The 24,944-nt window shown below is 72.5% G+C and carries 32 protein-coding genes and 1 pseudogene; 25 read left to right on the forward strand and 8 right to left on the reverse strand.

Translation table 11 applies throughout. The features are described 5' to 3' along the window. Positions 1-269 precede the first annotated feature (269 nt). Both mshD and AB0H83_RS40440 read right to left on the reverse strand, forming a co-directional pair. A complete protein-coding gene (gene mshD, locus AB0H83_RS40435; protein WP_360105208.1) occupies positions 270-1,220 on the reverse strand; it encodes a mycothiol synthase in 951 nt (316 codons plus the stop codon). 14 nt (positions 1,221-1,234) lie between these two features. Continuing rightward, the gene (locus tag AB0H83_RS40440) at positions 1,235-1,936 is read right to left on the reverse strand and encodes a response regulator transcription factor (protein ID WP_360105211.1); all 702 of its coding nucleotides are present in this window, start codon (positions 1,934-1,936) and stop codon (positions 1,235-1,237) included. 272 nt (positions 1,937-2,208) lie between these two features. On the opposite strand from AB0H83_RS40440, the gene AB0H83_RS40445 reads away from it, so the two are divergent. The 6 genes from AB0H83_RS40445 to AB0H83_RS40470 all read left to right on the forward strand — a co-directional run bounded on the left by AB0H83_RS40445 (position 2,209) and on the right by AB0H83_RS40470 (position 6,505). Beyond that, positions 2,209-3,147 (forward strand): hypothetical protein, encoded by a 939-nt coding sequence (locus AB0H83_RS40445; protein ID WP_360105214.1) that lies wholly within the window; start codon positions 2,209-2,211, stop codon positions 3,145-3,147. A gap of 89 nt (positions 3,148-3,236) precedes the next feature. After that, complete coding sequence (locus tag AB0H83_RS40450) at positions 3,237-4,007, forward strand: DUF2993 domain-containing protein (RefSeq protein ID WP_360105217.1); 771 nt, start codon at positions 3,237-3,239, stop codon at positions 4,005-4,007. Positions 4,008-4,077: 70 nt separating this feature from the next. Then, entirely contained in the window at positions 4,078-4,152 is a 75-nt protein-coding gene (locus tag AB0H83_RS40455) for an Ms5788A family Cys-rich leader peptide (protein ID WP_345006453.1), read from the forward strand. Between the two features lie 214 nt (positions 4,153-4,366). Then, complete coding sequence (locus AB0H83_RS40460) at positions 4,367-5,218, forward strand: sulfurtransferase (protein ID WP_360105220.1); 852 nt, start codon at positions 4,367-4,369, stop codon at positions 5,216-5,218. A 13-nt stretch (positions 5,219-5,231) separates the two neighbouring features. Beyond that, on the forward strand, positions 5,232-5,543 hold the full coding sequence (locus AB0H83_RS40465; protein WP_360105223.1) for a DUF1416 domain-containing protein: 312 nt from the start codon (positions 5,232-5,234) through the stop codon (positions 5,541-5,543). Between the two features lie 176 nt (positions 5,544-5,719). After that, positions 5,720-6,505, forward strand: coding sequence for a hypothetical protein (locus AB0H83_RS40470; RefSeq protein WP_360105226.1), 786 nt, complete (start codon positions 5,720-5,722; stop codon positions 6,503-6,505). A gap of 1 nt (position 6,506) precedes the next feature. Here the strand turns inward: AB0H83_RS40470 and AB0H83_RS40475 are convergent, their stop codons facing one another. Next, on the reverse strand, positions 6,507-6,881 hold the full coding sequence (locus tag AB0H83_RS40475) for a DsrE family protein (RefSeq protein WP_360105229.1): 375 nt from the start codon (positions 6,879-6,881) through the stop codon (positions 6,507-6,509). 12 nt (positions 6,882-6,893) lie between these two features. Between AB0H83_RS40475 and mtfM the strand changes: the two genes are divergently transcribed. The 11 genes and pseudogenes from mtfM to AB0H83_RS40530 all read left to right on the forward strand — a co-directional run bounded on the left by mtfM (position 6,894) and on the right by AB0H83_RS40530 (position 14,189). Then, the gene (gene mtfM, locus AB0H83_RS40480) at positions 6,894-6,998 is read left to right on the forward strand and encodes a small membrane protein MtfM (protein ID WP_360105232.1); all 105 of its coding nucleotides are present in this window, start codon (positions 6,894-6,896) and stop codon (positions 6,996-6,998) included. Further along, positions 6,995-7,579: an FABP family protein gene (locus AB0H83_RS40485; protein WP_360105235.1), complete on the forward strand. Its 585-nt coding sequence runs from the start codon at positions 6,995-6,997 to the stop codon at positions 7,577-7,579. Before mtfM ends, AB0H83_RS40485 begins: the two co-directional genes overlap by 4 nt. A 54-nt stretch (positions 7,580-7,633) precedes the next feature. Next, complete coding sequence (locus tag AB0H83_RS40490) at positions 7,634-8,059, forward strand: transcriptional repressor (protein WP_360105237.1); 426 nt, start codon at positions 7,634-7,636, stop codon at positions 8,057-8,059. A 3-nt stretch (positions 8,060-8,062) separates the two neighbouring features. Then, positions 8,063-9,130 carry a folate-binding protein gene (locus AB0H83_RS40495; protein WP_360105240.1) on the forward strand — a complete coding sequence of 356 codons (1,068 nt, stop codon included), beginning with the start codon at positions 8,063-8,065 and terminating at the stop codon, positions 9,128-9,130. An 8-nt stretch (positions 9,131-9,138) separates the two neighbouring features. Further along, a complete protein-coding gene (locus AB0H83_RS40500) occupies positions 9,139-9,975 on the forward strand; it encodes a 3-keto-5-aminohexanoate cleavage protein (RefSeq protein ID WP_360105243.1) in 837 nt (278 codons plus the stop codon). Next, positions 9,968-10,915: an asparaginase gene (locus tag AB0H83_RS40505; RefSeq protein ID WP_360105246.1), complete on the forward strand. Its 948-nt coding sequence runs from the start codon at positions 9,968-9,970 to the stop codon at positions 10,913-10,915. Before AB0H83_RS40500 ends, AB0H83_RS40505 begins: the two co-directional genes overlap by 8 nt. 69 nt (positions 10,916-10,984) lie before the next feature. Then, positions 10,985-11,317, forward strand: a pseudogene (locus AB0H83_RS40510) (helix-turn-helix transcriptional regulator); the annotation flags it as partial. Positions 11,318-11,394: 77 nt separating this feature from the next. Then, the gene (locus tag AB0H83_RS40515; protein WP_360105249.1) at positions 11,395-11,922 is read left to right on the forward strand and encodes a hypothetical protein; all 528 of its coding nucleotides are present in this window, start codon (positions 11,395-11,397) and stop codon (positions 11,920-11,922) included. Positions 11,923-12,029: 107 nt separating this feature from the next. Next, entirely contained in the window at positions 12,030-12,356 is a 327-nt protein-coding gene (locus AB0H83_RS40520) for a DUF2516 family protein (RefSeq protein WP_360105252.1), read from the forward strand. A 10-nt stretch (positions 12,357-12,366) separates the two neighbouring features. Further along, positions 12,367-13,254 carry an alpha/beta hydrolase gene (locus AB0H83_RS40525; RefSeq protein ID WP_360105255.1) on the forward strand — a complete coding sequence of 296 codons (888 nt, stop codon included), beginning with the start codon at positions 12,367-12,369 and terminating at the stop codon, positions 13,252-13,254. Between the two features lie 200 nt (positions 13,255-13,454). Further along, the gene (locus AB0H83_RS40530) at positions 13,455-14,189 is read left to right on the forward strand and encodes an alanyl-tRNA editing protein (RefSeq protein WP_360105258.1); all 735 of its coding nucleotides are present in this window, start codon (positions 13,455-13,457) and stop codon (positions 14,187-14,189) included. Between the two features lie 113 nt (positions 14,190-14,302). Here AB0H83_RS40530 and AB0H83_RS40535 read toward each other — a convergent pair whose 3' ends face one another. Next, positions 14,303-14,710, reverse strand: coding sequence for a GntR family transcriptional regulator (locus AB0H83_RS40535; protein WP_360105261.1), 408 nt, complete (start codon positions 14,708-14,710; stop codon positions 14,303-14,305). A 125-nt stretch (positions 14,711-14,835) separates the two neighbouring features. On the opposite strand from AB0H83_RS40535, the gene AB0H83_RS40540 reads away from it, so the two are divergent. From AB0H83_RS40540 to AB0H83_RS40550, 3 genes are read left to right on the forward strand one after another with little or no spacing between them, the layout of a single operon-like run. Next, positions 14,836-15,021, forward strand: coding sequence for a hypothetical protein (locus AB0H83_RS40540; protein ID WP_360105264.1), 186 nt, complete (start codon positions 14,836-14,838; stop codon positions 15,019-15,021). Continuing rightward, positions 15,021-15,371, forward strand: coding sequence for a hypothetical protein (locus AB0H83_RS40545; RefSeq protein WP_360105267.1), 351 nt, complete (start codon positions 15,021-15,023; stop codon positions 15,369-15,371). Before AB0H83_RS40540 ends, AB0H83_RS40545 begins: the two co-directional genes overlap by 1 nt. Positions 15,372-15,427: 56 nt before the next feature. Next, complete coding sequence (locus AB0H83_RS40550) at positions 15,428-16,231, forward strand: EI24 domain-containing protein (RefSeq protein ID WP_360105269.1); 804 nt, start codon at positions 15,428-15,430, stop codon at positions 16,229-16,231. Positions 16,232-16,366: 135 nt separating this feature from the next. Here AB0H83_RS40550 and AB0H83_RS40555 read toward each other — a convergent pair whose 3' ends face one another. Further along, the gene (locus AB0H83_RS40555) at positions 16,367-17,125 is read right to left on the reverse strand and encodes a maleylpyruvate isomerase family mycothiol-dependent enzyme (RefSeq protein ID WP_360105272.1); all 759 of its coding nucleotides are present in this window, start codon (positions 17,123-17,125) and stop codon (positions 16,367-16,369) included. 65 nt (positions 17,126-17,190) lie between these two features. Between AB0H83_RS40555 and AB0H83_RS40560 the strand changes: the two genes are divergently transcribed. Further along, positions 17,191-18,234 (forward strand): UDP-N-acetylmuramate dehydrogenase, encoded by a 1,044-nt coding sequence (locus AB0H83_RS40560; RefSeq protein ID WP_360105275.1) that lies wholly within the window; start codon positions 17,191-17,193, stop codon positions 18,232-18,234. 7 nt (positions 18,235-18,241) lie between these two features. Here AB0H83_RS40560 and AB0H83_RS40565 read toward each other — a convergent pair whose 3' ends face one another. Then, positions 18,242-18,994, reverse strand: coding sequence for a class I SAM-dependent methyltransferase (locus AB0H83_RS40565; protein ID WP_360105391.1), 753 nt, complete (start codon positions 18,992-18,994; stop codon positions 18,242-18,244). Beyond that, complete coding sequence (locus AB0H83_RS40570; RefSeq protein ID WP_360105278.1) at positions 18,994-19,749, reverse strand: SDR family oxidoreductase; 756 nt, start codon at positions 19,747-19,749, stop codon at positions 18,994-18,996. Before AB0H83_RS40570 ends, AB0H83_RS40565 begins: the two co-directional genes overlap by 1 nt. Before the next feature lie 129 nt (positions 19,750-19,878). On the opposite strand from AB0H83_RS40570, the gene mshA reads away from it, so the two are divergent. The 4 genes from mshA (at position 19,879) to AB0H83_RS40590 (ending at position 24,518) form a co-directional block, all read left to right on the forward strand. Further along, entirely contained in the window at positions 19,879-21,195 is a 1,317-nt protein-coding gene (gene mshA / locus AB0H83_RS40575) for a D-inositol-3-phosphate glycosyltransferase (RefSeq protein WP_360105281.1), read from the forward strand. Continuing rightward, a complete protein-coding gene (locus AB0H83_RS40580; RefSeq protein ID WP_360105284.1) occupies positions 21,192-21,689 on the forward strand; it encodes a YbjN domain-containing protein in 498 nt (165 codons plus the stop codon). Before mshA ends, AB0H83_RS40580 begins: the two co-directional genes overlap by 4 nt. A 13-nt stretch (positions 21,690-21,702) precedes the next feature. After that, entirely contained in the window at positions 21,703-23,160 is a 1,458-nt protein-coding gene (locus AB0H83_RS40585; protein ID WP_360105287.1) for a glycosyltransferase family 39 protein, read from the forward strand. 323 nt (positions 23,161-23,483) lie between these two features. Next, a complete protein-coding gene (locus AB0H83_RS40590) occupies positions 23,484-24,518 on the forward strand; it encodes a chlorophyllase (protein ID WP_360105290.1) in 1,035 nt (344 codons plus the stop codon). Between the two features lie 79 nt (positions 24,519-24,597). On the opposite strand, the gene AB0H83_RS40595 is transcribed toward AB0H83_RS40590, so the two are convergent. Further along, on the reverse strand, positions 24,598-24,924 hold the full coding sequence (locus tag AB0H83_RS40595) for an STAS domain-containing protein (RefSeq protein ID WP_360105293.1): 327 nt from the start codon (positions 24,922-24,924) through the stop codon (positions 24,598-24,600). Between the last annotated feature and the right edge of the window lie 20 nt (positions 24,925-24,944).

Raw genomic sequence — 24,944 nt, forward strand, 5'->3', positions numbered from 1 at the left:
GGGCGCGCAGCTCCTGCAGCGCGGCACGGACGGTGGTGTCCTCGGCCGCGAGGGCGGCGGGCACGGCGAGGGCGGCCGCGACCGGATCGGCCGCGCCCCGGAACTCCACCATGCTCGTTGCCGTTGGCACTGCCTGTGCCGGCGTGCGGCGGCCTCGCGCGCGTCGGCATCCGGTGGTCGCGGTCGCGCCGGCCGGACCACCGTGGTGATCGAAGTCGCGTCCCGGCCATCCGGACGACCACGGCGCGACTTCGATCAACCGAGCAAGATCAATGTGGGCCGGTCGGGGCCGTGACGGGATCGGCCGCCCGCTGGAAGCTCACGTCGTTGGTCCAGCGCACGAAGCCGAGCCGCTGGTACAGCGCCACCGCCCGCCGGTTGTCCTCGTCAACGTAGAGCATGACCTGCGCGAGCCCGCGCGAGCGCAGGTGCCACAGGCCGGCCAGGGTCAGCGCCCGGCCCAGGCCGCCGCCGTGCGCGCCGGGTGCGACGCCCAGCACGTACACCTCGCCGATGGGCTCGTGCGCGTGGTCCTCGACATCACCGTGGATCTTGGTCCAGTGGAAGCCGACGAGGTCGTCGCCGCGGAACGCCAGCAGGAATCCCTCCGGGTCGAACCACGGCTCCCGCAGCCGCACGCGCAGGTCGTCCAGGGTCCACTTGCCCTGCTCTGGGTGGTCGGCGAACGCGGCCGCGTTGACCGCCAGCCAGGCGTCGTCGTCCTCGCCCGGCCGGAACGCGCGCAGGGTCACGCCCTCGGGCAGCACGACCTCGTCCAGCGGCGCGTACAGCGACCGCCGCAGCTGCAGCAGCACCCGCGCGCGGTCGAAGCCGAGGCCGACCGCCAGCGCCGAGGCCGACGGGTGGTCGCCGTGCGCCCACAGCCGCAGCCGGCCGCCGGCGCGCTCGTCGGCGACCGCGATCGCCGCGGTGGCCAGGGCGCGCCCGGCCCCGTGGCGCCGGTGCTGCGGATGCACCACCAGCTCGGCCGAGGCGCCCGCGACCGCGTCGGTCGTGTCGACGTGCGCGTAGCCCACGACCGTGCCGCCGGCGTCGCGCGCCAGCAGGTGGACCGCCTGGGCCTCGCCGCCGTGCCGCAGGTGCAGCACGACGTGCTCGGACAGCGGCAGCGCGCCGTCGGTGTCGCCGGCGGCCTGGCTCAGCGCGAGCACCTGGTCGATCTGCGGGGCGGAAAGATGGTCCAGGCGCTCGACGGTCACGGGTGAAGTCTAGGTCAGACCCTTACCGGCTCGGACTCGTGCAGCGGGCGGGACGGCGGGACCACGAACTTGTACCCGACCTGGCGCACCGTGCCGATCATCGACTCGTACTCCGAGCCGAGCTTCGCGCGCAGGCGCCGGACGTGCACGTCGACCGTGCGGGTGCCGCCGAAGTAGTCGTAGCCCCAGACCTCGCGCAGCAGCTGGTCGCGGGTGAAGACCCGGCCGGGGTGCTGGGCCAGGAACTTGAGCAGCTCGAACTCCTTGTACGTGAGGTCGAGCGGGCGGCCCTTGAGCTTCGCCGCGTAGGTGTCGGGGTCGATCGTCAGCTCGCCGGCCTTGATCATGCCGCCGCTCGCGGCGGCGGCCGAGTTGAGCCGGCCGACGGCGAGGCGCAGGCGGGCCTCGATCTCGGCGGGGCCGGCGCTGGCCAGGATGACGTCGTCGAGGCCCCAGTCGGCGTGCAGGGCGACGAGGCCCGCCTCGGTGACGACCGCCAGCAGCGGGACGCCGAGGCCGGTGGCGTGCAGCATGCGGCAAGTCGCGCGGGCGTCGGCCAGCTCGGCGCGGGCATCGACGATAACGGCGTCTGGGCTCGGTCCGCTCACCAGTGTGCGGACGTCACGGGGGGCGGTGCGCACCGTGTGGGGCAGCAGGTCCAGGCCGGGCAGGACCACCTGGCCCGCGGGAGCCGCGGTCAGCAGCAGAATCTCCACGAGTCACCTCCGTGGCCGCGGCGCACCTCTCGCAGTGGGCGCTGTGGCGCCCCTGGGACAGGGCGGCGGCTTGGTTACGTCCCGGCCACTCTGACGGGAGGGGTTGTGGGTATATCCCAGCAGCAGAATATCTGAGTATTCACGTTTTGCGGCCAGCCGGAATCCAGATAGAGACAGTCGGGTGAGCCACACCCGCCCCTTCCGCCGTCGACCCGCCCGGTTTCCTCGGCCCGGTGCTGCCCGTCCCGGGGACGTTCTGGCACCATCGGGGCGTGCCCGCTACCCCGCCCTCCGCCGAGGATCACGGCGCCTGGCCCCCGGCCGCCGATCAGGCGCCCCGTCGCCGGCGCCGCGAGGAGGTCGACGATTCGGGAATCTCCGACAAATCGGAGATATGGCCCCCGGTACGGCGGATGGTCTCGCTCGGCATCGCGGGCTTCGCCGCCCTGCTGACCGTCGGCCTGGTCGTCGGCGCGCAGACCACGCACGAGTCCTACGCCGTGGTGATCTTCGGGGTCCAGGTGCTGTTCGTCGGGGTCTGGGTGATCGCCAGCGGCCCGCCCGCCCCGCGCGTCGTCGGCGCCGTCGGCCTCGCGGTCGCGATCGGCACCGACGTCGCCGCCGTCCTCACCCGTCCGGCGTCCCTCGCACCGTTGGCGTACGTCACCGCCGCCGGGTTCATCGTCGGCGTGGTCGGCCAGCTCACCCGCCCCGCCGGCCGGCAGCGGGTCACCGAGTCGCTCGGCTCGTCGCTGGTGGTCACCCTCGGTGTGGTGGCCTTCGCCAGCCTGATCGTCCTCGGCCGGATCCCGCGCGGCACCCAGGCGATCGTCGCGTGTCTTGCCGCGGCCGGCATCGCGATCCTCGTCGCCCGGCTCACCGACGCGATCGTCGCGCTGCCCCGCATCGCGCCTCAGGTGCCGCGCGGCGGCGCCGGCGTCGTCCTCGGCGCGATGGTCGGCACGGCCGCCGCCGGCGTCATCGGCAACCTGCTCGAAGGCATTTCTCCGCTGTACAGCGCCCTCGCCGGGCTGGCCACCGCGATCGTCGCGGTCATGGTCGACCTGTCCGTCGGCTACGCCGAGGCCAGCCGGGTCATCGCCGGTGACGAGCCTGCCCTGTACCTGGCCCGGCACATCCAGGGGCCGCTCGGCGCCTTCGCCTTCGCCGCGCCGGCCGCCTACGTCGCCAGCACCCTGCTGCTGTTGTAGCCCCCGGCCGCGCGGCGGGTTGCCAGGGTAGGAAATCCTGATGACTGGGTACGTCCCGCAAAACACCCACAGGATCAGGAAGGAGCGCCGTGGCGGCGAGTCGAGGAGCCAAGATCGGCATCGTCCTGGTCGTGCTGGCCGTCATCCTGGTCGGCGTGCTCTTCGTTGCGGACCGTGTCGCGGCGAGCACCGCACGGGACCGCATCGCCGACGAGACCCGCAAGCAACTCGCGGCCAACTCCGTCACCTACGAGGCCGGCCCCGCGGTGAAGATCGCCGGCTTCCCGTTCCTGACCCAGGTGCTCGCCGGGAAGTACGAGAAGATCACGATCGCGCTGACCAGGCCGCAGATCGAGAACGTGAAGCTCGAGACCCTCACCGTCGACGCCAAGAGCGTCAAGGCCGACGCCCGCGACCTGATGAACGGCACGGGCGAGGTCGTCGCCGGCGAGGTCACCGGCCGCGCCGCCATGACCTGGGACAACGTCCGTAAGTTGCTCGAGTTCACCAACCTGCCGCAGGGGGTGGACCCCTCCGCCGTCGACGTGAAGGTCGTCAACAACAAGATCGAGCTGCGCATCCCGTTCCAGTACCAGGGATTCAAGGTGACGATCATCGCCAACGGCAACATGGTCGTCGAGGCCGGCAAGGTCCGGCTCAAGCTCGAGTCGGTCACCACCGACCAGGGCAACCTGCCGAAGTTCGTCAACGACTTCATCCAGGCCAACAAGAGCCGCCTCCAGGTCACCGTCAGGCTTCCCGGCCTGCCCTACAACCTGGTGATCAACTCGGCGGAGACCACCGACGCGGGGCTGCTGGTCATCGCCTCCGCCAAGGACGTCCTCCTGACCGGTCAGTAACCACCCTCCGCGGGACAGTGACCGAGCGGACCCTGGGCCGGGCGGTTACACGGTGCTAGGCTGCCTGACCATGAGCATGCTGCTCACCAGACGGCGCGCGGTCGACCTGTGCCGCGTGGCCACCTGCCTGTGTTGCCGCCCCTGATGGTGCGGCCCTGCAGCGTGCTCTTCTAACGGCTCGAGGCAGCGGCGCCCCAGACCGATGGGTCTGGCGGGCGATTCTTCAAGTCCGCGGCACGACACCAGACCCATCGCCGAAACCGTGATCCGTCCCCTCGGGTCGCGCGCGGCGTGGTGCACACCCCGACCCGTGTGTCGACTCGACCCACCCCAATCGTTCCCTGGGAGAGAAAACACTCATGAGTCGCGAGAGCGCCCTGGTCACGGCCGACTGGGCCGAGCAGAACATCGGTGCCGACAACGTGGTCTTCGTCGAGGTCGACGAGGACACCGCCGCCTACGACGCCGGTCACATCGACGGTGCCGTCAAAATCAACTGGAAGACCGAGCTGCAGGACCAGGTCCGCCGGGACTTCGTCAACAAGGAGCAGTTCGAGGCCCTGCTGTCCAGCAAGGGCATCGGCAACGACGACACCGTCGTGCTCTACGGCGGCAACAACAACTGGTTCGCCGCGTACGCGTACTGGTACTTCAAGCTGTACGGCCACGGCGACGTCAAGCTGCTCGACGGCGGCCGCAAGAAGTGGGAGCTCGACGGGCGCCCGCTGACCAAGGACGAGGTCATCCGCCCGGCGACCAGCTATGTGGCCGCGCACGACCAGGACCTGTCGATCCGCGCGTTCCGCGATGACGCCGTCAAGGCGATCGGCGTGCAGAACCTGGTCGACGTCCGCTCGCCCGACGAGTTCGCCGGCCGCCTCCTCGCCCCCGCGCACCTGCCGCAGGAGCAGGCGCAGCGTCCGGGCCACATCCCGACCGCCGTGTCGGTGCCGTGGAGCAAGGCCGCCAACGAGGACGGCACGTTCAAGTCCGACGAGGAGCTGCGCGAGCTGTACGCCGCCGCCGGTCTCGACGACAGCAAGGCGACGATCGCGTACTGCCGCATCGGCGAGCGCTCCTCGCACACCTGGTTCGTGCTCAAGGAGATCCTCGGGCACAGCGACGTGCGCAACTACGACGGTTCCTGGACCGAGTACGGCTCCCTCGTCGGTGTCCCCGTCGCCGTGGGCGACGAGCCCGGCAACGCGTGAAAGGCAGATCATCATGAGTGCTGTTGACAGCTGCGGCGCACCCGAGCAGAGCGCGCCGATCCCGGCCTCCGTGGACGTCGAGAAGGAAACCGTCATCACGGGCGTGGTCAGCTCCGGCGACGGTCCGGTCGGCGGCGCGTACGTGCGCCTGCTGGACTCGACCGGCGAGTTCACCGCCGAGGTCGTGACCTCGCCGGCCGGGCAGTTCCGGTTCTTCGCCGCGCCCGGCAACTGGACGCTGCGCGCCCTGTCCCGCCAGGGCAACGGCGACGCCACCGTCGCCGCCGACCGGGGCATCAACGAGATCGCGGTCGCGGTCGCCTGACGCCGCATTCCGGGTCACCCCCGGAGCGCACATGGCACGCCGTATCCCGGGCACACCCCGGGGTGCGCGCGTGATGCCGCCCTCCGGGCCCAACCCCGGAGCGAGTTTGTGATGCCGCCCTCCGGGCCCAACCCCGGAGGGCGGCGTCGTTGCCGCGGGTTGCGAGGATGGCGGCCGTGAAGCGTCGCTGGATCGTCGCCGGGGTGATCGCCTGGGCCCTCGTCATCGCCGGGCTCGCCTACTACTCCTCGCGCAACGACCCGCCGACGTCGCGCGACCAGACCACGATCGCCGACGGCCTGCCGGTGGTCGACGGGGCGCTCGCCCGCGTCGCCGCCGCGCTCGACCCGGCCACCTCCGTCGCGGCGCTCGGCGGGTACACCCGCACCGACAGCAGCTGCCGGGTCACCTCGGCGCGCGAGGGTACCCGGTTCGAGCGGGTGCTGCTGGTGTACGTCAAGAAGGACACCGAGCCCGCCGTCCTGGATCGGGTGCAGGCGGCGTTGCCCCCGGCGTACAAGACCCATCTGGTGAGCGGCCCGAACACCCACCTGCTGACCGCGGACGCCGGTGACTTCGTCACCCTGCGCGGCGCCGTGGTGCAGCCGGGGCAGGTGCGGTTCACCGCCGACACGGGCTGCCGGGTGCAGGACGCCCCCGTGCAGGAGGCGACCCCGCAGTCGCAGAACGCCAACCGGGCCCCCGTCCAGGCGGTCCTCGACACCCTGCGGCAGACCGCGTCGCAGTGGCGCACCCACCGGCTGACCTGCCCCGGCGGCGGCACGCTGTGGACCGTCGAGGCGGTCACCGGCGGCGACGGCGCCGCGGCCCGTGGCACGGTGCCGGCCACGGCGGTGATCCTCGACGAGCCGAAGCTGTTCGCCTACCGCGCCGGCGAGGCCGGGGTCGCCCTGCGGACCGAGGGCGACGCGCTGCGCATCACCTCGACCGCTGGGTGCTGAGTCAGTACACCAGCGCCTGCGCGCCCTCCCGCAGCGCCTCCTCGACGAAGACGGCCGCGCCGGCGATGCGCACGCCGGGCATGACGTCGTCGGGGCCGATGCCCCGGCGGGCCGCACACTGGGTGCACAGGGTCACCGTGCCACCCACCAGGAGGGCCTCCAGCAGGTCGACGAGAGGCGCCGCGTGCGGCAGCTCGAACTCGGCGGCCCGGCCCGGCAGCGCGAACCACGCCGATTCCCCGGTCAGCCACAGCGAGGTGGGCACCCCGCCGGCGACGGCGGTGGCGGCCACGGTGAACGCCTGCGAGCAGCGCTCCGGCGCGTCCGCTCCGGCGGTTGTCTTGATGACCAGCGAGCGTCCCATGTCTCGCAGCATAAGATTCGGGCGATGGTTACCGAGATCGGGTTCGTGAGTCTGCTGGTCGCCGCCATGGGCGCACTGGCCGGCGGCCTGATCTATCTCGCGGTGAGGGTCTCGAGGGGGCGTTGGTGACGGACGTACAGCCGCCGTGGGCGGGGTTGGCGCAGGTCGGGGAGTACCCGTATGAGGAGACGCACGACCTGAGGGTCGGCCCGGACCTCCACCCCGCGCTGCTCGGCCTGCTGCCGCTGGTCGGGGTGTGGCGCGGGCGCGGCCAGGGCGACTACCCGACGATCGAGGGCTTCCATTACGCACAGGAGATCCGGTTCAGCCACGACGGCCGGCCGTTCCTGTTCTACGAGTCGCGGGCGTGGGTGATCGACGTCGACGGCAACCCGATCAAGCCCAGCAACCGGGAGACCGGCTGGTGGCGGCCGGTGCTCCAGGACGGCAAGGCGACCGACGAGGTCGAGGTCCTGCTCAGCCAGCCGACCGGGATCATGGAGCTCTACATCGGGCAGGCGAAGGGCACCACGCAGTGGCAGATGGCCACGGACGCGGTGGTGCGCACCTCGACCGCGAAGGAGGTCCGCGGCGCCCAGCGGCTCTACGGCATCGTCGAGGGCGCGCTGCTCTACGCGTTCGACCTCGCCGCCGTCGGCCAGCCGCTGCAGCCGCACCTGTCCGCCCGGCTGGAGCGGGTCGCGGGCTAGGAAGGGGGCTCGGGGCCTGGGAAGGATTTCCGGCTCCGGGCTACCCTGAATGTCGTGGGTTTCGATGATCTGGCCGCGGTGCTCCGGTCGCGGGGGCTGCGGCTGACCGCGCCTCGGCAGCTGGTGCTGGAATCGGTGTACCGGCTGCGCCACGCGACGCCCGACCAGATCCACGCCGACGTCAGCGAGCGCGCCGCCGGCGTCAACATCACCACCGTCTACCGCACGCTGGAGCTCCTGGAGGAGCTGCAGCTGGTGACGCACGCGCACCTGTCGCACGGCGCACCCACCTATCACCCGCTCGGCGAGCACCAGCACGCCCACCTGGTGTGCCGGGGCTGCGGCGACGTGCAGGAGCTGCCGTCACCCACGCTCGAGGGCCTCGCCGAGGACCTGCGCACCACCCGCGGTTTCCGCCTCGACATCGGCCACGTGGCCCTGTTCGGCGTGTGCGGCAACTGCGGCACCGAAGAGGAGTAACCCGTGAAGCCCGTCAGCGTGGGGTCCATCGATCCGTCGTCGGTCGACGCCGGGGCGGTCGCGCACTATGGCGACCCGAGCCGCGAGCAGAAGATCCTCGACACCGAGGCCGGGCTGGTCGACCGCGGCCACCGCGACGTCCTCGCGGTGCCGGGCGAGGACCGGCTCACCTGGCTGCACAGTCTCACCACCCAGCACCTGACCGGGCTGCCCCCGATGACCGGCTCCGAGCTGCTCGTCCTGTCGCCGCACGGGCACGTCGAGCACCACGCGGTGCTGCTGGACGACGGCACCACCACCTGGCTGGACCTGGAGCCCGGCGCGGGCGCGGGACTGCTGACGTTCCTGGAGCGGATGCGCTTCATGATGCGGGTCGAGCCCGCCGGCGTGACCGCGGACCGGGCGGTGCTGTCGATCGTCGGCCCGCACACCGACGAGGCGCTCGGCGCCCTCGGCGCGGGCCCGCTCGCGCCGGCCGACGTCGTGCCGGTGCCGCCGGCGAAGTTCGCCACCGGGGCCGTGCCGAGCCGCCCCACCGCCCGCTACGCGGCCGCGGCGCTGCCCGGCTTCGACGGCCTCGTCCGGCGGGTCGAGGGTGGTGCCGACCTGCTGGTGCCGCGGGCCGCGGTGCCCGACGTGGTCGCCGCCGCGGGGCTGCCGCTCGCCGGCATCTGGGCCTATGAGGCGATGCGGGTCGCGGCGCGGCGGCCGCGCTTCGGCTTCGAGACCGACCACAAGACCCTTCCGGCGGAGGTCGGGTGGACGGCGCACGCAGTGCACCTGGAGAAGGGCTGCTACCGGGGCCAGGAGACGGTCTCCCGGGTGCACCACCTGGGCCGCCCGCCGCGCAGGCTGGTGCTGCTGCACCTCGACGGCATCGCCACCGACGAGCTGCCCGCGCCGCACACCGAGGTCGTCAGGGACGGCCGGGCGGTCGGGTTCGTCGGCACCGCCGTGCGCCACTACGAGCTCGGCCAGATCGCGCTCGCGGTGCTCCGGCAGAACGTGCGGGCCGACGACGGCGGTCAATTGCAGGTGGGCCCGTCCACCGCCGCGATCGACCCGCTGTAGAAAGAGCCATGACAACAACGACGTTGATCACGGTTGCGCCCACCGGCGCCGAGTCCCGCAAGTCCGACGTGCCAGCCCTGCCGGTCACCCTGGAGGAGCTCGTCACGACCGGCAAGGAGTGCCAGGCGGTCGGGGCGAGCGTCATCCACGTACACCTGCGCGACGACGCCGCCGAGCCGACCCTGGACCTGGGGCGGCTCAAGGAGGCCGTCGCCGCGCTGCGGGCCGAGACCGACCTGATCGTCCAGCTCTCCAGCGGCGGCGCGGTCACCGACCCGGAAGAGGACCGGCTGCGCGTCCTGGACGCCGAGCCCGACATGGCCTCCTGCACGATGGGCACGGTCAACTTCGGCGACGACGTGTTCCTCAACCGGTGGTCGTTCATCGTCGAGCTGCACACGCGCATGCGCGACCGCGGGATCGTCCCCGAGTACGAGATCTTCGACCTCGGCCAGCTGACCGCGCTGCGCCGCCTGCTCGACCGGCACGGCCTGCCCTTCGGCGGTCACGTCCACCTCGACCTCGTCATGAACGTCCTCGGTGGGATGCCCGGCACCGCCGAGGCCCTCGTCGCCTGCGTACAGGCGATGCGCGACCTGCCGGAGGGGACCACGTTCTCGGCCACCGGCATCGGCCGCGGCACGCTGCCGGTCATGCTCGCGTCGCTGTCCGCGGGCGGGCACCTGCGGGTCGGCATGGAGGACACCGTCACCTACGCCAAGGGCGTGCCGGTGGAGAGCAACGCGCAGCTGGTCGCGCGGGCCTCCGCCTTCGCCAGGCTCGCCCAGCGCCCTCCGATGACCCCGGCCGAGGCCCGCACGCTGCTCGGAATCCGCGGTGAGTGACCTGTACCTGGGTGGCGAGCCGCTCGCCGAGGTCGTGCGCAGCGGGTTCGTGGAGAGCCGGCACAGCGGCTCCGTGGTGGTCCTGGACGCCCGCGGCGAGGTCACGGCGTGGGCCGGTGACGTGCTCGGCCCGGTCTTCCCGCGCTCGTCCAACAAGCCGATGCAGGCCGCCGGGATGCTGGCGGCCGGCCTCGTCGCCACGCCCGCGGAGCTGGCGATCATCTCGGCCAGCCACCGCGGTCAGCCGGTCCACATCGAGGCGGTCCGCGGGGTCCTCGCCGACGTCCCGCCCGCCGCGCTCGGCTGCCCGCCGGACTACCCGCTGTCCGACGACGCCCGCGACGCCGTGGTCAGGGCGGGTGAGCTGCGGCAGCCGCTGTTCATGAACTGCTCCGGCAAGCACGCCGGGATGCTGCGCACCTGCGCGGCGAACGGCTGGCCCCTCGCCGGGTACCTCGACCCCGCCCACCCCGTGCAGGTGGCGATCCGGCAGGCGGTCGAGTCGCTCGCCGGCGAGCCGCCCGCCGCGGTCGGCGTCGACGGGTGCGGCGCGCCGCTGCTCGCGGTGTCGCTGCGCGGGCTGGCGGCGGCGTTCCTGCGCCTGGTGACCGCCGAGCCGGGCACCGCCCCGCGCCGGGTCGCGGACGCCATGCGAGCCCACCCGGACCTGGTCTCCGGCACCGACGCCGACGGGCACGACACGCATCTCATGCGGGCGTTCCCCGGGCTGCTCGTGAAGGGTGGCGCGGAAGGTGTACTGGCAGCAGCCCTGCCGGGCGCCGGCGCGGTGGCGCTGAAGATCGACGACGGCGCGATGCGCCCGCGGCTGCCGGTGCTCGGGGCGGCGCTGGCCCGGCTCGGCGTCTCACTGGGCCGACACGCCGACATGCCGGTTTCGGGTGGCGGCGCGCGGGTAGGCCAGGTCCGCAGCGTCTGGTGACCCGCTTCACGCTAGCTGCTGCAAGCGTTTTGCTTGCAAGAGTTAGCAGAGCGAGCTACCGTCGGTGACGTGACTGAAGAGCCGCGCGACCTGGGTGGGTTCATTCGTGACCTGCGCCGTAACGCGCGCATCTCGCTCCGCCAGCTCGCCGAGCAGGCCGGGGTCAGCAACCCGTATCTCAGTCAGATCGAGCGTGGCCTGCGTAAACCGAGCGCCGAGGTGCTCGCGCAGATCGCCGGTGCACTGCGGGTGTCGACCCCGCTGATGTACCTGCGAGCCGGCCTGCTCGAGCGCGAAGGGCACGACGTGCTGGCCGCGATCGCTGCGGACAGTGAGCTCACCGTGGCCCAGAAGCAGTCCCTTACCCAGATCTACGAAACCTTCCGGCGCGAGAACGCGCGCCAGGACCCGGACGCCGTCGCCTCGGGGGCGGGGCTCGACGCCGATCCGGCACCGACGACGAAGTCAGAGGAGTCGCCATGACCACCAGCACCACCACCCGCAAGATCCCCACGCCGCTCATCGCCGCGGCCGGCGCCGGTGACCTCGCCTACGAGCAGCTGCGCAAGCTGCCCGCGCAGGTCGCCCAGCTGCGGGCCCGGGTCGAGGACCTGCGCCCGGCCGTCACTGACGTGAATCTGCGCGCGGACCTGGACCGGCTGCGCGGCGCCGCCCGGCGCAACGCCGAGTCGATCCTGGCCAACGCCCAGGCCGGCGCGCAGGTCGCCCAGGACCGGGCCGTCGCCGTCTACACCGAGCTGGTCCACCGCGGCGAGAAGGTCGTCGCCGGCGGCCGCACCACCGAGGCGAAGATCGAGATCGAGCCGGCCACCCAGACCGTGACCGCCGAGGTCGCCGTCACCCCGACGCCGGCCGACGTGGCGCCGGCCGTCGTGCCGAAGCCGGAGGCCGCGGTGTCGACCGTGCCGCCCGCTGCCGCGACGCCCGCTGCCGCGACGCCCACCAAGCGGGCTGCGGCGAAGAAGACCGCGGCCGCGAAGAAGTAGCCGGGGAGTTTGTCAGGAGTTCGGCTGGGAGTTCGGCTGGGAGTTTTGTCGGAGGCCCTCCGGCACCGTCTCGCACGGGCCGGGGGGCTTCGGAATAAGCTCGTGGGATGGTGACTGCGGTGCCGATGTTCTACGAACGGGTCGAGCTCTACATCGACCTGGCGGTGTGGATCTTCTGCCTGGTGCTCGGCGCCGCGGCGGTGCTGCACTGTCTCGTCCAGCGCGCCGACGCGTTCGCCGCGATCGGCACGATGTCCAAGACCGTCTGGCTGGCCATGACCGGCGGCGGTCTACTGCTCACCGCCCTGGCGCCGCAGCTGCGCCTGGGCTATCTGAGCATTTTCCTGCTGATCGCCGCGGGGATCTTCGCCGTGTACCTGCTCGACATCAGACCCGCGCTGCGCGACGCGGTTGACGGCCACGGTTCGTGGTGATGGCGGTCCGTTGATGGATTTCCGCTGGCCGCCGCCGCCCGACGGCAGGCCCGACCGGTTCCGCCCACCCGTGACCCGCGGGCCGCAGACCGGCCGGCCGACCCTTCCCGCGCCGCCGACCGAGCAGGTCGCCACCCCGCACGGTGTCGAGCTGGAGTGGCTCGTCACCGGCGACGGTGACCCCGTCACCGTCTTCGCCCACGGGCTCGGCAGCGGCATCGCCGAGACCCGCCCGCTGGGCAGCGCCGTCGCCGGCCGCAAGGTGTTCTTCCAGTTCCGCGGGCACGGGCACTCCGCCTCGCCGGGGGGCGTGTGGACCTACGCCGACCTCGCCCGCGACCTGCGCGCCGTCGCCGACCTGTCCGGCGCCACCCGAGCCCTGGGCGTCAGCCTCGGCGCCGGCGCGCTCTGCCGGCTGCTGGCCGACAACCCGGGTCGCTTCGAGCGCGCCGTGTTCTTCCTGCCCGCCGTGCTCGACACGGCCCGGCCCGCCGCCGCGCAGGAGCGCCTCACCGCGCTGCTCGAGGCGATCGAGGCCGGCGATGCCGCCGCCGTCGCCGACGTGATCTCCCTGGAGGTCCCGGCCCAGGTGCGCAACTCGCCGCCGGTGTGGGCGTTCCTGCGCCAGCGGCTCGACCAGCTGATGCGCGACGGGCTCGCGGCCGGCCTCGGCAACCTGCCCGCCCAGGTCGCCGTCGAGGACCGCGCCGACCTCGCCAAGGTCACCGCGAAGTGCCTCGTCATCGGCGCCCGGGGCGACGACCTGCACCCGGTCACCGTCGCCGAGCAGCTCGCCGAGTCCCTCCCCGACGCCGAGCTGCACATCTACGACCGCCCCGGCGTCGTGTGGACCCAGCGGGCCGACCTGCGCGGCCGGATCTCGTCGTTCTTGAACTGACCGGGCCGGTTCGTCCGGTTTGCTGCTTCGGTTTTGACTCTGCCGCTGCGGTTTTGACCGAACGGGTGACCCGCGCCGCGTATCAGGGGTGTCCCGTCGCGCGTCTGTCCAACGGATGGGCACTTCGCGACGACCTGCTTGGGAGGATCGGACCATGACCGCGCTGCGCCGCTGGGCCGGACCGGCATAAAGTCTCCGGCATGGGTGTCACGCAACACGGCAGGACCGCCCGCCTCGACCTCGCCGACCCGAGCCTGCGCGAGTGGACGTGCGTCGTCCTGAACGCCGATGCCGACGGCATCGTGCTCGACCGCTCCGCCTTCTATCCCGGCGGCGGCGGTCAGCCCCCGGACCACGGGGTGCTGCTGTGGCAGGGGGTCCAGACCCGGATCACCGGGACCCGCAAGGGCGACGACCTCTACCTCCTGCCCGCCGAGGGCGACCCGCTCCCGCCTGCCGGCACCGAGGTCATCGGCGCCGTCGAGGACGACCGCCGCACCAAGCTGATGCGCACCCACTCCGGCCTGCACGTCCTGGGCGGTGTGGTGTTCCGCGACTTCGGCGCCCTCGTCACCGGCGGCTCGATGGAGCCCGCCGAGGCCCGCATGGACTTCAACCTGCCCGAGGTGCCGGCCGACTTCAAGGCCAGGCTCGAGGAGCTCATCAACGCCGAGGTCGTCGCCGACCGCAAGGTCGTGACCAAGGTCCTCGCCCGCGACGAGGCGCTCGCCCTGCCCGACATCATCCGCACCCAGTCCAACCTGATCCCGCCCGACGAGCAGGAGATCCGCATCGTCGACATCGTCGGCCTGGACGCCCAGGCGGACGGCGGGACGCATGTCGCCTCGACCGCACAGATCGGCCGCATGCAGGTCGTCAAGGTTGAAAGCAAGGGCAAGGCCAACCGCCGCGTGCGGGTCCGCCTCACCGACTGACCGGCCGCCCTTCGGCGCGTACGGGTCCGCCGTACGGACTGACCGGCGCTTCAGCGCGTGCGGTCCGCCTCACGAACTGACCCGGCCGGCGCTTCAGCGCGTGCGGGCCGGGCTCAGCGGGCGACCTTCAGGTGATGGGCGCCGGCGGGCAGGATCAACCTCTGCCCGTCCGCCCGGGTCACCTCCAGGATCGGCTCGCCCGGGTCGATCCCCAGGTCCCGCCGCTCCGGATCGGTCGGCATCCGCCCGATCACCTCGTCGCCGGTGCGCAGCTCGACGACCTCCCGCTGCGGCGCCGGCCGCACCTGCGTCCGCGCTCCCCGGGCCGACACGACCAGCCCTTCCTGCCGCAGCACCGACACCGCGTTGCGGACGGCGGGCCGCCCCAGCGCGTACTCCTGCATGAGGCTGCTCTCCGACGGCACGAACGCCCCGGGCGCCAGCACCCCCGACTTGATTTGCTCACGCAGCAGGTCCGCCAGCTGCTGGTACAGCGGCCGATCCGAACTCCGGTCGATCATGCGACAACCGTAGATAGCCCGCCGATCTTGTCCGCTTGCCGTCCTATGCGCACATGGCCCTATACTGGCTCATGAGCATCAGCGAAGCTCGATCGGGGGAGGCCATGCCACGGTATTCTGACGAAATGGACACGTCCGAGGACAGCCCGGCGCTGCCACCCCACACGCCCGGCGCCGGCAAGGCACTGCTGCGGCAGCTGTGGGGGCCTGACCGGGTGCCGGAGGCGTCGCCCGAGGTCAAACGCCAGGTCGACGAACTGATCGCCCGGGCGCAGCAGTCCATCGCCGAGCGCCGCGGACAGGCGGCCTGATGTTCGTTCTCGACGCGAGCGCGATAGTTGCCCTGTTTGATGCCTATGACCCACTGCTCGAGCTGTGGTCGCGCGCCGACTGCGGCGAAATGCCCCTGGGGTTCCCCGTCGGGGCGATGATCGAGGCCAGCGAGCGGGCAGGCATTCGCTCAACTGCTTGGGACCCCTTGCTCTGGTCGACGTCGATGCTCGTGCTGCCGCTCGGCGAGGCCGCCGCCAAGCAACTCGGCGTCCAGACCGGATCCCTCGCGGCCCGGCACGCCGTCTGGGAGTCGGCCGCCACCGGATGGCCGGTGCTGACCCGCGAGCCCGACCTGTATGGGGCCGGCGCTCACTTGCACACCGTCTAGCGCACGATCCCGGGAGCCTGTTACCTCAGGCCTCCGGGGTCGTGAAAGATGGCGGGGTGGCGGCGTTGAAGACGATGTGGGCGGAGTTTGCCGAAGGGGCGCGGCTGCTCGGCCGGGGATTCGCCATGTACGGCCGGAGCTCCCGCCTCCTCGTCCTCGGTCTGGTCCCGGCGGTCATCTCGTTCCTGCTGCTCGGCACCGCCTGGTTCTTCCTGCTGTGGTTCATCCGGGACCTGTCGGCGACGGTGACCTGGTTCGCCGACGACTGGGGGTCGCCGTGGCGGGGGCTCACCAGGTTCGGCGCCGGCGCGGGGATCGTGATCGTGTCGGCGCTGGTGTCGGTGCTGACGTACACGGCGTTGACGCTGCTCATCGGGGATCCGTTCTACGAGGTCATCTCGGAGCGGATCGAGGAGCGGCTCGGCGGCACGCCCGGGATGAGCGATCTGCCCTGGTACCGCACCATCCTGAAGAACGCCGCCGACTCGATCAGGTTGATCGTGCTGGGGATCGTGGTGGCGGTGCCGCTGTTCCTGCTGGGCTTCGTGCCGGTCCTCGGGCAGACGGTTGTCCCGGTCCTCGACGCCGTCGTGGGCGGGTGGCTGCTCGCGGTCGAGCTGACCGGCGTGCCGTTCAACCGGCGCGGCCTGCGGCTCAAAGAACGCCGGGCCATGCTGCGCGCCAACCGCCCGCTGGCGCTCGGCTTCGGCATGCCCGTCTTCGTGATCCTGCTGATCCCGTTCGCCGCGGTGCTGGTCGTGCCGGCCGCGGTCGCCGGCAGCACCCTGCTCACCCGGAAGCTGTTCGGCCTGCCGGTCGACAAGCCCGCCGAGCCCGCCGACAAGCTCGTCCGCGTGTAGCGACAGGCAGGGTCAAGCGGGCGGTGACGAACGAGGCGGGTGCAGCGTCCGCGGACGAGCGGTGGCCGGGAAAGCCCACGGACGGGACCGCGACCGGCGCCGAAGGCCGCGGACCAATGACAGACAGCGCCGCCGTCAGCCGGTGCGCAGGCCTTCCAGGAGGCTGGTGTCGCCGCTGACGAGCAGCGTGTCGAAGGCGACCCGCCCATACAGCGCCAGCACCAGGTCGCTGGCCGGGCCGCTGGCGGTGGCGCGCTCGTGGTGGTTGTCGGTGTCCAGCAGGGTGTCGGTGTCCAGCAGGGCGACCCCGGCGCCGCGGAGGCGGACATACCAGATGTGGTCGACGTCGGTGGCGTGCAGGGCGATCATGCCGGCCCGGTTGGTCGGGCCGCTGCGGCGGCCGGCGGGGAGCCAGCTGTCCAGGACCTCGGTGACGCCGTCGCTGGCCAGCTTCGGCTCGATGGGCTCGCTGAGGCCGCCGGCCATCTGGGCGTCCCAGCGGTGCACGGCGGTCTCGTGGGCCATGCGGCGGTGCCAGAAGGAGGCCTTCTTCGCCTGTGGCGCCCAGTTGAACGCGGGCAGGTCGGGGTCGACGGCGTCCAGGGTGGCGACCAGCTCCGTGAAGGCGTCGGTCCAGGCGACCACGGGGTCGACGCCGGCGGGCAGGGGCTCGTCGGGGCGCGGGTCGGGGCGGTCGGTGACGCCGCGCGGGACGACGCCGTTGACCCAGACGTAGATCTGCGTGAGGTGCCAGGCGAGGTCGCGCAGCTGCCAGCCGGGGCAGGTGGGCACCGGGGCGTCCAGCGGGACGGCGCCGAGCGCGGCGCGGAACGCGTCGCCCTCGGTGCGCAGCGCGGTCAGCCAGAACTCCTTGGTGAGCTGCGGCTTGCTCATCGACGATCCCTCTCCCGGTCCGGACGCTGCAGGTCCAACATTAGGGCACGCCTTACTCTGGTGCGGTGTCCGAAGCAGCCACGCCAGTGTCCACCCTTGCCGAGCTCACCACGCTGCGTCTCGGCGGCCCTGCCGATCATCTGGTCGAGGTGACCTCGGATGAGGAGGCGGTGGCCGCGGTGCGCGGCAGCGACGACCTTCTCATCCTCGCTGGTGGCAGCAACGTCGTCGTCGCCGACGAGGGGTTCCCGGGCACCGTGGTGCTGCTGCGCCAGCGCGGGATCGAGGCGCAGACCCAGGCCGGCGGGGTCGTGCATCTGACTGTCGCGGCCGGGCACCCGTGGGACGACGTGGTGGCGACCGCGGTCGCCAACGGCTGGTCCGGGATCGAGTCGCTGTCGGGCATTCCGGGTTCGGCGGGCGCGACCCCGATCCAGAACGTCGGCGCGTACGGCCAGGAGGTCGCCGAGACCATCACCGCGGTGCGGGTCTACGACCGGGTCCGCGACGAGGTGGTCACCATGCCGGCGGGCGCGTGCGGGTTCGCGTACCGCACGAGTGTGTTCAAGCACAACGACCGGTTCGTGGTGCTTTCGGTGACGTTCGCGCTCGCCGGGTCGCCGCTGTCGACGCCGGTCCGGTATGCCGAGCTCGCCCGCACGCTCGGGGTGGAGCAGGGGGCGGCCGCGCCGCTCGACGAGGTCCGGGCCGCGGTGCTGAAGCTGCGCGCCGGCAAGGGGATGGTCCTGGACCCCACCGACCGCGACACGTTCTCGGTGGGCTCCTTCTTCACCAACCCGGTCGTTGCCGCCGATGCGGTCGCCACGGTACGTGCCACCGCCGGCGAACCCCCCGCCTGGCCGGCCCAGGACGGCATGGTCAAGCTCAGCGCGGCGTGGCTCATCGAGCGGGCCGGCTTCAGCAAGGGCTACGGCGCCCCGGGCACCGGCGTGGCCCTGTCGGGCAAGCACACCCTGGCGCTGACCAACCGCGGCACCGGCACCACGGCCGCCCTGCTGGGCCTGGCCCGCGAGATCCAGGCGGGGGTGCGGGCGAAGTTCGGCGTCGAGCTGCACCCCGAGCCCGTCCTGGTGAACTGCTCGCTCTGAAAAAGCTCTACAACAGGCAGGAGTAGGGCACCGTCAGCTCGCCGAGCCGCCAGCGGGCCGGGCGGTCCAGGACCGGCCAGCCGGCGTCCCGGGTCGCCTCGACCGTGCGCCGCCAGCGCTGCCGCGGGCCGAACGCCGACAGCGGCGCCGCGGCCCGCCACGCGGTGTCCAGTGTGGACAGCAGGGCGTGGATCGGTTGCCCGGGCACGTTGTGGTGGATGAGGCACTTCGGCAGCCGCTCGGCCAGGGTCGCCGGGGTGTCCAACGTGGACAGCCGGCTGGCCAGGGTCAGGGTCCGCGGCGCGCCGGCCTCGACGGTGACCCAGGACGCCAGCCGGCCGAGCTCGTCGCAGGTGCCCTCGACGAGGACCGCACCGGTCGCGGTCATCGCCGACCAGGCGGCGGGGACGGCGTCGAGGTCGTACTGGCGCAGCACGTTGAACGCGCGCACGACCGTCGGGGCGAGCCCGGCCAGCTCGAAGCCGCCCCGGCGGAACTCCAGCGCGGGCGGGTCGGCGAAGGGCTGGGCGACCGCGACCCGCGCCGGGTCGATCTCCAGGCCGACGACCCGGATGCCGGGGCCGAGCCGGCGGTGCAGCTCCAGGGTGGTGATCGGCGAGGCGCCGTAGCCGAGGTCGACGACCAGCGGCGCCTCGGCGCGGGCCAGCACCGCGCCGAGGGTCGCCACGATCCAGTTGTCGACCCGCCGGAGCCGGTTGGGGTTGGTGGTGCCCCGCGTGATGGCGCCGATCGGCCGCATCACTGCACCCGGTGCACCTTGTGCTGGGCGGCCTGGGCGAGCGGGCGGACGACGAGCCGGTCGATGTTGACGTGGTGCGGCCGGGTCGCGGTCCACGCGACGCAGTCGGCGATGTCGTCGGCGACCAGCGGGAACTCGACGCCCCGGTAGACGGCCGCGGCCTTCTCCGCGTCGCCCTCGAAGCGCTTGAGGGCGAACTCGTCGGTCTTCACCATGCCGGGGTCGATCTCCACCACGCGGATGGGGCGGCCGTTGAGCTCCAGGCGCAGTGTCTCGGCGACCGCCGTCTGCGCGTGCTTCGCCGCCGTGTAGCCGCCGCCGCCCTCGTACACGATGAGACCCGCGGTGGAGCTGATCACGACGATGGTCGCCCGGCCCGATTCGGACAGCAGGGGCAGGAGTGCCTTGGTGACCCGGACGGTGCCCAGGACGTTGACCTCGAACATCCACTGCCAGTCGCTGAGGTCGGCCTCCTCGACGGTCTCCGCGCCGATCGCGCCGCCGGCGTTGTTGACCAGCAGCTCGACCGGGCCGCCGAGGCCGGACACCGTGTCGACAAGCCGTGCAATGTCCGCATCGGAGGTGATGTCGGCCACAACCGCGGTCGCCGAGGGCAGGGCCGCGACGAGGGCGTCGAGCCGGTCGGCGCGGCGCGCCACCGCGACGACGTGGAAGCCCTCCTTGGCGAGCCGGTGGGCGGTGGCAGCACCGATGCCACTGGAGGCCCCGGTCACAACGGCGATGGGAGAAGACATGAGGTCAATCCTGCCGCAAACCCCGCGGGGCGCAGTGACCAACGCAACGGTGGGTAGATGGCCGCCCGCGAGGGAACATGGACGGTTGGGAAGATGTAACCGTCCGGCAACAGATGAAGGAGCACCGACGTGGCGCGGGTCGACTCGCTGCACAGGCACACCCCGCAGTCCCGTCGTTCGCTTCCCCGGAGGGTCGCGACGCTGTCCGTGCACACCTCGCCGCTCGACCAGCCGGGCACCGGCGACGCCGGCGGCATGAACGTGTACATCGTCGAGGTCGCCGAGCGCCTCGCCCGGGCCGGCGTTGAGGTGGAGGTCTTCACCAGGGCCACCTGCAGCGAGCTGCCGCCGGTGGTGGAGATGGCGCCGGGCGTGCTCGTGCGCCACGTCATCGCCGGGCCGTTCGAGGGCCTGGCGAAGGAGGACCTGCCGGCGCAGCTGTGCGCGTTCACCACCGGCGTGCTGCGGGCCGAGGCGTCCCGGGCGCCCGGTTGGTACGACCTCGTGCACTCCCACTACTGGTTGTCCGGTCAGGTCGGCTGGCTGGCGAAGGACCGCTGGGGCGTGCCGCTGGTGCACACCGCGCACACCCTGGCGAAGGTGAAGAACCAGCTGCTGGCCGACGGTGACAAGCCCGAGCCGATCGCCCGCGTCATCGGCGAGGAGCAGGTCGTCGCCGCGGCCGACGGCCTGGTCGCCAACACCCCGGCCGAGGCCGCCGACCTGATCGAGCTGTACGCCGCCGACCCGCGCCGGGTCAGCGTGGTGCCGCCCGGCGTCGACCTGGACACGTTCACGCCGTCGCAGACCCGCAACCGCGCGAAGTTCGGCCTGCCCGAGGACGCGCTGGTGGTGGCGTTCGCCGGCCGCATCCAGCCGCTGAAGGCCCCCGACGTGCTGCTGCGCGCCGCCGCCGAACTGCGCGCCCGCGACCCGGAGCTGGGCGCGAAGCTCATCGTGGCGATCTGCGGCGGGCCGAGCGGCTCGGGCCTGGACCGGCCGACGGCGCTCATGGACCTCGCCGCCGAGCTGGGCCTCGCCGACTGCGTGCGGTTCCTTCCCCCGCAGCCGCGCGAGGACCTGGCGGAGCTGTTCCGCGCCGTGGACCTGGTGGCGGTGCCGAGCTACAACGAGTCGTTCGGCCTCGTCGCGATCGAGGCGCAGGCGTGCGGCACCCCGGTCGTCGCCGCGGCCGTCGGTGGCCTGGTCACCGCCGTGCGCGACGGCGTGTCCGGGATCCTGGTGGACACCCACCGCCCGGCCGACTGGGCCGCGGTCCTCGGCGACCTGCTCGGCCATCCCGCCCGGCGGCTCGAGCTGTCGGCGGGTGCCGTGCGGCACGCCCACGAGTTCTCCTGGAGCCACACCGCGAGCGGCCTGCTCGCCGCGTACCGCGACGCGCTCACCACCCACCGCGACACCGAGCTGCTGGCGGTGATGTCATGACCACGGCACAGGACGTGCGGCAGCTGATCGAGCGGGTCTGCGACGAGCGCGAGATCGCCTGGGAGAAGACCGGCGAGAGCTCCTACGTGGCGGTGCTGCCCGGCACCCACAAGCAGAAGACCAACTGCAACCTCATCGTCGGCGAGCACACGCTGCGGGTCGAGGCGTTCGTCATGCGCCACCCCGACGAGCGCCGTGAGGAGCTGTGGCAGTGGCTGCTGCAGCGCAACGCCCGCATGTACGGCGTCGCCTTCTCCGTCGACCAGGTCGGCGACGTGTACCTGATGGGCCGGCTGCCGCTGCACGCGGTGACGGAGGACGAGCTCGACCGGCTCCTCGGCGCGGTGCTGACCTACGCCGACGAGAGCTTCGACCCGATGCTGGAGATCGGCTTCGGCTCGGCGATCCGCCGTGAGTGGCAGTGGCGGGTCAAGCGCGGCGAGCCGCTCGACAACCTCAAGGCATTCGCGGCCTTCGTGGAGCGCGACGCTTAGCTAACCTGTGCCGGTGACCGAGCGGCTGGCCTGGAAACCTGTCGGTGCGGTGGCCGCTGCGGCCGCCGCCGCGCTCCTGCTGACGATCAACCGCTACGACTACCACCGCGACGAGCTGTACTTCCGCATGGTCGGCGCGCACCCGAAGTGGGGCTACGTCGACCAGCCGCCGTTCACGCCGCTGCTGCTGCGGCTGTGCGTCGAGGTCTTCGGCGACACGGTGTGGGCGATCCGCTTGCCCGGCGTGGCCTACATCGTGGCCGCCGCGTTCCTGCTCGCCCTGCTCGCCCGCGAGGCCGGCGGCGGCGCCGTCGCGCAGACCCTGGCCGCGAGCGGCGTGCTGACCACATTCATCCTGGTGGCCACGCACGTCAGCCTCACCGCCGCGCCGGATCTGCTGATGTGGCTGCTGGTCATCCTGTGCGTGATGCGCGCGATGCTGCGCGGCCGGGAGCGGTACTGGCTGCTCGCCGGCCTGCTGGTCGGGCTGGCGCTGTACAACAAGCACCTGGTCGTCCTGCTGCTGCTGACGTTCGCGGCCGGGGTGCTGGTGCTGGGGCCGCGCAGGGTGCTGCTGTCGCGGTGGCTGTGGGCGGGGCTCGGCATCGCGCTCGTCGTCGGCCTGCCGAACCTGCTGTACCAGATCGCCAACGACTACCCGCAGCTGGACATGGCGGCGGCCCTCGCCGAGAACAATGGCGAGGAGGCCCGCATCACCCTGCTCCCGCTGCAGCTGGCGTGGCTGGGGCCGCTGTTCGTGCCGGTGTGGGTCGCGGGGATCGTGACGCTGCTGCGCGACCCCGCGCTGCGCCCGGTCCGCGCGTTCGCCCTGGCGTACCCGCTGATGCTGGTGCTGCTGTTCGTCGTGGCCGGCCAGCCGTACTACACGGTCGGGCTGCTCGCCGCGCTCTTCGCGATCGGCACGGTGCCCGTCGAGCGGCGCGTCACCCGCCGCTGGATCCTGGTCGCCGGCGCGGCCGTGAACGCCGGTTTCGCGATCCTGACCTCGCTGCCGGTGCTGCCGGTCGGGGTCGTGGGCGGCACCCCGATCCCCGCCATCAACCAGGGCATCTCGGATCAGATCGGATGGCGGCGGTACGTACGGCAGGTGGCCGGCGTCTACGAGGCCCTCCCGGCGGGGGACAAGCCCAACACCATCCTGCTCACCGGAAACTACGGAGAGGCCGGCGCCCTGGACCGCTACGGCCGGGCGCTCGGCCTGCCCGATGTCTACAGTGGACAGAACGAGCTGTGGTGGCTGGGCCCGCCGCCGCCGTCGGCGACCGTGGTGGTGCTCGTGACGCAGGGCGACCCGGGCCGGTCCACCGCGTTCGGGTCCTGTGAGCACAAGGCCGACCTCGACAACGGTTACGGCGTGGAGAACGAGGAGCAGGCAGCCCGCGTCTTCGTCTGCCGGGACCTCAGGGGCACCTGGACCGAGCTGTGGCCGAGCTTCCAGCATTTCGATTAATTTCAATTGTTTCAATTGTGTGAGGGAGCCGACAGTCCCGTTACTTGTCGGTGCATTTCCTCGCCGCGTACCGTCAATGACGGATCCGGCGATTCCTGAAGTTGGGGAGCGACGGGGGTGTTTCTGGGCCGTTCACGGCCCACTCGCGGTGGTCTGTCCGGGCGGGGCGACCATCGCAACCGGCGGCACCGCGCGGTCGAAAGACCGCAGCAGAGCGGGTGGTCGTGGACTGGGGGTGCACGCCACCCGCTGCCGCCGGCACGAGCCCCAAACTTAAGTCGCGCGTAAAGACGCACGGGTCCCCAAAGCCGTAGTTTCCTCGCATGCGGATGCGGGGTGCTGTCGCCGGTCTCGTGCTCGTCGTCGCGCTGGCGGGCTGCGGCAGCAGGACGGACGCCGCCGGGCAGCAGCAGGACGTCGCCGCGGCGGAGGCGGCCGGGTCCGCCGACCCCGCGACCGGTGCCGACGCGGCCGCGCTCGGTGCCGCCGGGGCCACGCCGCCGGCCTCCGGGTCCGCCTCGAAGAGCGCGGCGCCGCCCGCGATCAAGGCGCCCACGCAGACGTTCGCCGTCGGCGTCAGCCAGTTCACGTTCACCCGCGCCGGCCGGACCCTGCGCACCCTCGTCCTCTACCCCGCGACCGGCTCGGCCGGCGGCTCGCCGAAGAGCGGCGCGGCCGTCGCCGCCGGCCGGTTCCCGCTGGTCCTGTGGAGCCACGGGCTGCACGGCTCGCCGGAGGGCTACCAGGGCGTGACCGCGAAGATCGCCGCGGCCGGGTTCGTCGTGGCGGCGCCGGCGTACCCGTACACCAACGACAAGGCAAACCCGTTCAACCAGAACGACATGGGCAACCAGCCCGCCGACGCCTCCGCCGTGATCACCGAGGTGCTCAAGCTCGACACGAAGGCGGGCGCGCCGCTGGCCGGGCACATCGAGACCGGCCGGGTCGCCGCCGGCGGGCACTCCGCGGGCGGGTACACCACCGCCGGCCTGCTGTCCGGCTCCGGTCGCGACAGCCGCCTCAAGGGAGGCATCATCGTGGCCGGCGGCGGCATGGGCGGGAAGTTCAGCGGCGCGGCCACGCCCGTGCTGTTCATCCACGGCGACGCCGACGGCACGGTGCCCTACAGCAGCGGCCGTTCCCTGTACGACGCCTGCACCTGGCCGAAGGCGTTCCTGACGCTGCTCAAGGGCGACCACGGCGGCGGGCTGTTCGGCTCGGCGCCGGCCAACCAGGCGGTGTCCAGGACGATGCTGGACTTCCTGCGCTACACGCTGTACGGCGACGGCGCGGCGAAGGGCCGGCTGCGCTCCGACGCGACCGTCAGCGGCGCCGCCAGGTACGACGGCACCCTGTAGCGGCAGCGCCAGGTTTCAGGCCGCTGGGTTTCAGGCCGCGCCGGGGGTCAGGCCGCTGGGTTTTCGGCCGCGCCGGGGGTCAGGCCGTGCCGGCCAGGGCGAACACGTCGAGCAGGCCGGTCAGGCGCAGCTGCGCGTAGGCGAGCGGGCGCGGGTTGCTCAGGCGCAGCGTGCAGCCGGTGTCCTGGGCCAGCTTCCAGCAGCTCACCAGCGCGCCGATGCCGGCCGAGTCGAGCACCGACACGCCCGCCAGGTCCAGCACCAGCGTCTGCGGGTGGAACGTCGGCAGCACCGCGCGCACCGCCAGCATCAGCTGGTCGCGGGTGGCAAGGTCCAGCTCCCCGTCGAGCCGGATGAGGACCGTGCCGGGGTCCGGCGCCTCGAGCCTCGCCGACAGACCGTCCACTGCTCGCCCCCTGTCACGTC

Source organism: Dactylosporangium sp. NPDC050688 (genome assembly GCF_040654515.1).
GTDB lineage: Bacteria > Actinomycetota > Actinomycetes > Mycobacteriales > Micromonosporaceae > Dactylosporangium.